The 5,350-nt window shown below is 42.0% G+C and carries 9 protein-coding genes; all 9 read left to right on the forward strand.

The genetic code is table 11. The features are described 5' to 3' along the window. The first annotated feature begins 23 nt into the window (after positions 1-23). Entirely contained in the window at positions 24-239 is a 216-nt protein-coding gene (locus ACTRWE_RS18735; RefSeq protein ID WP_462880487.1) for a transporter suffix domain-containing protein, read from the forward strand. Positions 240-355: 116 nt separating this feature from the next. Beyond that, entirely contained in the window at positions 356-829 is a 474-nt protein-coding gene (dfrA, locus tag ACTRWE_RS18740) for a trimethoprim-resistant dihydrofolate reductase DfrA (RefSeq protein WP_121432092.1), read from the forward strand. 495 nt (positions 830-1,324) lie between these two features. After that, positions 1,325-1,978: a uracil-DNA glycosylase family protein gene (locus tag ACTRWE_RS18745; RefSeq protein WP_462880488.1), complete on the forward strand. Its 654-nt coding sequence runs from the start codon at positions 1,325-1,327 to the stop codon at positions 1,976-1,978. Further along, positions 1,975-2,301: a hypothetical protein gene (locus ACTRWE_RS18750; RefSeq protein ID WP_462880489.1), complete on the forward strand. Its 327-nt coding sequence runs from the start codon at positions 1,975-1,977 to the stop codon at positions 2,299-2,301. The genes ACTRWE_RS18745 and ACTRWE_RS18750 overlap by 4 nt, the downstream gene beginning before the upstream one ends. Positions 2,302-2,411: 110 nt before the next feature. Further along, positions 2,412-2,825, forward strand: a complete 414-nt coding sequence (locus ACTRWE_RS18755) for a hypothetical protein (RefSeq protein WP_138627487.1) — start codon at positions 2,412-2,414, stop codon at positions 2,823-2,825. A gap of 99 nt (positions 2,826-2,924) precedes the next feature. Continuing rightward, a complete protein-coding gene (locus ACTRWE_RS18760) occupies positions 2,925-3,206 on the forward strand; it encodes a hypothetical protein (protein WP_004587912.1) in 282 nt (93 codons plus the stop codon). A gap of 663 nt (positions 3,207-3,869) precedes the next feature. Further along, on the forward strand, positions 3,870-4,283 hold the full coding sequence (locus ACTRWE_RS18765; RefSeq protein ID WP_163112589.1) for a hypothetical protein: 414 nt from the start codon (positions 3,870-3,872) through the stop codon (positions 4,281-4,283). Positions 4,284-4,426: 143 nt separating this feature from the next. After that, the gene (locus ACTRWE_RS18770; RefSeq protein WP_015067157.1) at positions 4,427-4,639 is read left to right on the forward strand and encodes a hypothetical protein; all 213 of its coding nucleotides are present in this window, start codon (positions 4,427-4,429) and stop codon (positions 4,637-4,639) included. Between the two features lie 323 nt (positions 4,640-4,962). Further along, positions 4,963-5,350: hypothetical protein (locus ACTRWE_RS18775; protein ID WP_462880490.1), on the forward strand; the 388-nt coding region annotated here is incomplete at its 3' end.

The following is a 5,350-nucleotide window of genomic DNA, read 5'->3' on the forward strand; positions in this document are numbered from 1 at the left end:
TGTGAATAAGGTGTAATCGTAAATTGAAGAAAGTCGCTGGTTATATATGTTTAGTTTTGTCCTTTGCTGTATGGGGTGTAATCGCTTTACTTCCATTCGTTGATATATCAAAAGGTGAAGTAGCCGCAGTTACAACATTCCTGATTATATCCGGAGAGGTTTTGTTTTTAGTTTCTATTGCACTATTAGGTAAGGAAGCTTGGGAGCATATAAAGGCAATTTTTAAGCGCAGCAAATAATTCACATAACAAGTCATTCAAAAGGACAAAAAACAGTTGGTTTTTGCTCCTTCGTCGCTTATTTTAACCAACTATTTTTAGCCTCTTAACGAGGCGTTAACCCCTAAGGAAGTATCGTGAAACTATCACTAATGGCAGCAATATCGAAGAATGGAGTCATCGGAAATGGCCCAGATATTCCATGGAGTGCCAAAGGGGAACAATTACTGTTTAAGGCGATTACCTATAATCAATGGCTTTTGGTAGGTCGAAAGACTTTCGAATCTATGGGAGCTTTACCCAATCGAAAGTATGCCGTTGTAACTCGTTCAAGCTTCACATCAAATGAAGAGAATGTATTGGTATTTCCATCTATCGAAGATGCGCTAAACCAATTAGAGAAAATAACGGATCATGTGATTGTGTCTGGTGGTGGTGAAATATACAAAAGCCTGATCGATAAAGCTGATACTTTACACATATCAACAATCGACATTGAGCCAGAAGGTGATATTTATTTTCCAGAAATCCCCAGTAATTTTAGGCCAGTTTTTAGTCAAGACTTCGTGTCTAACATAAATTATAGTTACCAAATCTGGCAAAAGGGTTAACAAGTGGCAGCAACGGACTGTCAAACCTGTCACTTTTTGTGCTTGTGCACAAAAACCGCCAGTTTTGCCAGCCGCTGTGCCAGGCGTTAGCCATACAAGGGGAGTTTGTGAAATCATCGAGACTACAGAAGTACCTTATTCTCGCTTTCAGAAAATCAATACTTCCAGCTTTTTTTGTTCTTGCGGCTCTAGCTATTGGTGGGTATTTCAAAGCTTTAAATCGTGACAGTGTCGACTTATCACCAGAGAATATAGAAAGGATATTAGAAGCTTTGCCCATAGCATATTTGTGCGTTTATCTATTAGTCTTTTGCGCTAAGATGTGGGACTACTACATTAATGATGGCTTCGTTAAAGACGAAGAAATAAAGTAGAGTATGGCTAACAAGTTAATTAAACAATGGACGCAAAACAGCAGGCTTGCGCTCATTCTTCGCTTAGTTTAGCCTGCTATTTTCCGCTGTTTATTAAGGCGTTATATTCCATGGAGAACGCATGACAAAGGATGAAATTCCGACCATTGCTAAGGAAAGCTTATCGGATCTCTTGGGGGAGCCGGGAGGCATCCTTTACAGCAGCCATGAAACATTGAAACCCGGTAGTGTTTATTTGCTTGGATTTAATCCGGGTGGTAGTAATGGGGCGCCACTTAGTGAAAGTGTGCGGTCAATGTTGTCATACAGTGACAACGCTTACCTTGACGAAAGCTGGAGCAATGGTAATGGCGAATGGGAGCCTGGAAAATCTCCACTCCAACAAAGAATTCAGTGGTTACTCAACGAAATCGGGTTGGAGACTTCTGACGTCTGCGCTAGCAACCTGATTTTTCTCCAAAGCCGAGCAGCTAGCGACATAAGTTTTTCATTAGCCAAAAGGTGTTGGCCGGTTCACAAGGCCATTCTTGAGGTGGTAGAGCCCAAGCTAATCATTGCGTTCGGAAACTCTGTTGATTCCCCATATGGGTATTTGCACGCAATGTTTGGGGGGAAAGAAGAGTGTATGCCGTCGGGTCATGGAAACTGGCGGTTGAAAGGCTTTCATTGTCATATCAATGATCGGCCCGTCTACGTGGCAGGCTTGCCGCACCTCAGCCGGTATTCTCCTGAGGGGAAGCCCCAACTAGTGCGGTGGTTAGCTGACCATCTGTGAATATAACAATCGGCTGCACAGCGACCGATTTTCCGCCGCTACGCGGCTCCAAACCGGCGCGTGAGCCGGGCGTTATAACTCACCACACTGTAGAGTGTAAGGATGCACAAATGAACATAAACGCAACAGTTGCAGGTCAAATCATATTTATCAATTTCTTAGTTATGCTGTATTTAACTTTGAAATTTGCCAAAGGGAAGTCTGATAACTTACCACTTGTAGGGTTTTATACCTTCCTTCTAAGTTTTATTTTCTTTCCTGCTAGTTGGTTATATTGTTGGTACTGGTCAAAAAAGAAGCCTGAAGTAGCAAGTGAGTTATAACAAGCTAATTAATAAGGACAAAAAACAGTTGGCTGTTTTCGTTCCTCAACATTATAGCCAACAATTTTTTGCCCATTATTAGGGCGTTAGGCAAAACAAGGAGAAAGTAGATGGATCAAATCAAAAATCAAGTCGTTGCGGTCATTTTAGGTGTTGCTTTGGCTTATGCATCAATTGCTATTGCAGGCATTGGCGCAGCAGTAGCAATACCAGCTGATATTCTAAAACCTGTAGCTCAAATATCTGGCTTACTCGCTTTCACTCTTGTCGACTTGTTCACCATCGCGGTGCCGTTGGCGGCAGCATTTTTAGTGGTAGCTTTTGCCAGTAAGTTGGTAATTAGACAGCCAGACTTTACTTTTTACGTGTTGTTGCTCGCGCCTTTGGTGCTATTACAACTGTATTTTGTTGCGCAATCACAGCCTCAAGTGCTCAATAACATCATTACAACGCTTCCACGTTATCTGTTGTTGGCTGTGTGTTTTTACTTTTTGGTTCGCAGCAGTAAGCGGGCAAATGCCTAACAAGGCCAGTCAGCAACGGCCACTGCGTGGCCTGGACCTCAAACCCGCTGCGCGGCTTTTCGGCCGCTGCTGGCTGCGTTAGTGAGCAGGAGGCTTAACATGAATATTTGGTATATTTTAATAACTTTATCGAGTTTAGTTGGTTTGTTGGTCGCCAAGTATATGAGGCACAAATTATCAATTTTTGTTGCAGGTGCAGTGCCTTGGTTGGGCCTATTAGGTTCACTGTTATATACAGAGTATTTTGTGCCTTACCAAGGTGGTGGTGCTTCTATGTGGCCGGTCGCACAACTTTTCGGCGGAACTGCCGCTGCAGTAATAGGCGTTGTAGTGTTTTTCGTGGCTCGTAAGTTCATCTGGCCAATTAAAGATGCTCACTAACAAGTTCCTAAGTTCGCCGCAAAAAGCGCGGCAGGGACAAATGCTCGCTGGCTTCGCCAATGCGCTCGCATTTGCCTCTTGGCAAAGCGTTATGTGCTTAGGGCAATTTTGCGGCTCTATTCATTGTTTTCTCAGGCAATTTGTTATGGTTTTTCGGCAAGTTAGCATTGGTTATCCAAGTTCTTGGATCTCTCAGTCAATTGTGCAAACCAAGTTTCGTGAATTGCCTCATTTAGTTTTTGAGTCGGTACGCTATTGGTTTTGCTAGCTCAAATCGTTGCTAGTTTCAGTATTTTTGAAACGGATTTATTTGCTGAAACTTCGCTCTGAAAGTCTGTTTTTACAAAAGGTTTTGTTGGTGTTGAAAGGTCGCTTTCTTTGTCGTGAAAATTGCAGTGTTTCCTTTGGTTAACTTGCATTAAGTATTGGCTTTTAAGTGAATTTTTTAAGGTTTGCAAAGGTGTTTTTGTCATTTGGTCTTTGTTTTTTGGCAATCTTTAACTAAAAAACGTGTTGCACATAACAAGGCGCTAAAGAGGGACTGTAAACGCGTGGCGGTTTTAGTATAAATTGAGTTTTGTGATTAAGGTGGTTTATTTGGTGTTAGCGTAATGCGTTTCCAGCCCCTTAGCTTAGCGTTATACATCTAGAAGGAACTAAAAAATGAAAAAGGTTTTATTAACCACGCTAATCTTATTTTCAATTTCTACAACCTCAGCATTTGCAGAGGAAGCTTTTTCAGTGTCATCTAGGGACAGGGGAATTACAGCATTTGATTATGTTGTAACGGAAGTAGAACAGAGAGAAGGAATTTCAGTTTTGGATATTCCCAAGTTTCAAGAACGCTCAGCGCAAGCGTCCCGTTGGATGATGTGCGTCTATACTGAATTGGCAATGTCTAAAAACGCAAAATATTGGTCCAGTATTTACACAGACAACAGTGGAGATAAAGTTACCATTGTTTTTCCGCAATCAGATTCTTTACAAGACAAGGCGTTTACTGGGGTAGACTTTTTAGGTACTCAGCCCACAATCGCCCCGGTTGCGCGGTTTAAAGGGTTTTGTGGTCTTAAGTAACCAGATGTATAACAAAACGCTATTGTCACTCACTTCGTTCGCTGGGACGCAAACACGGGGCCGCTTCGCGATTATAGCCCCGCGTCTGCGCCCCAAAGCTTAGTGTTATAACTCACCACACTGTAGAGTGTAAGGATGCACAAATGAACATAAACGCAACAGTTGCAGGTCAAATCATATTTATCAATTTCTTAGTTATGCTGTATTTAACTTTGAAATTTGCCAAAGGGAAGTCTGATAACTTACCACTTGTAGGGTTTTATACCTTCCTTCTAAGTTTTATTTTCTTTCCTGCTAGTTGGTTATATTGTTGGTACTGGTCAAAAAAGAAGCCTGAAGTAGCAAGTGAGTTATAACAAGCTAATTAATAAGGACAAAAAACAGTTGGCTGTTTTCGTTCCTCAACATTATAGCCAACAATTTTTTGCCCATTATTAGGGCGTTAGGCATATCAGGAGGTTGAGTGCCCATTCGTACATTTGATTTCTGCGCACTTCAGTTTTTGAACTAGTGGCTGGAGAAAGAGGCAAACTATTGCGAGTCCCTGGCCTCCAGTGATGCGTCTTTACAGAGGGAATCGCTCGTTGCAGCAGGAGGGCATTTTCGAGTCGCTCGCAACCTGCCAAAAAAATACGACACTGATAGGGGGTTACAGAGATATGAGCCTGTCTTGGAGATATTGAACGATTTTGCCCCTGTAACCTTCGATAATGTAATAGATGTCGTCAACTATACGCGACAGCGTATTTCTTCCAAATATGGCCAGAGAAGTGTTCTATCGCTGACTACCAAATTTCTGTGGCTGAAAGTCAAAAGCCCTGTTCGTATATATGATCGGCAGGCACGAATTGCCTTAGGTACCTCAGAAGGGGATTATCTCGCATTCAATACTGCATTTACGACACGATATTCGGAGTGTCAGAAAGAAATTGAAAAAGCATGCCGCAATCTGATAAACGTAATTTCCTATACAGTAAGACCAAATTTGCAGCAAGAATCGCTGGAGAATTTAGTGTCATCCACGTGGTTTCGGGAACGAGTGCTAGATATTTACTTATGGAATAAAT

This window comes from Pseudoalteromonas sp. G5_S1_54_S4 (assembly GCF_054968565.1).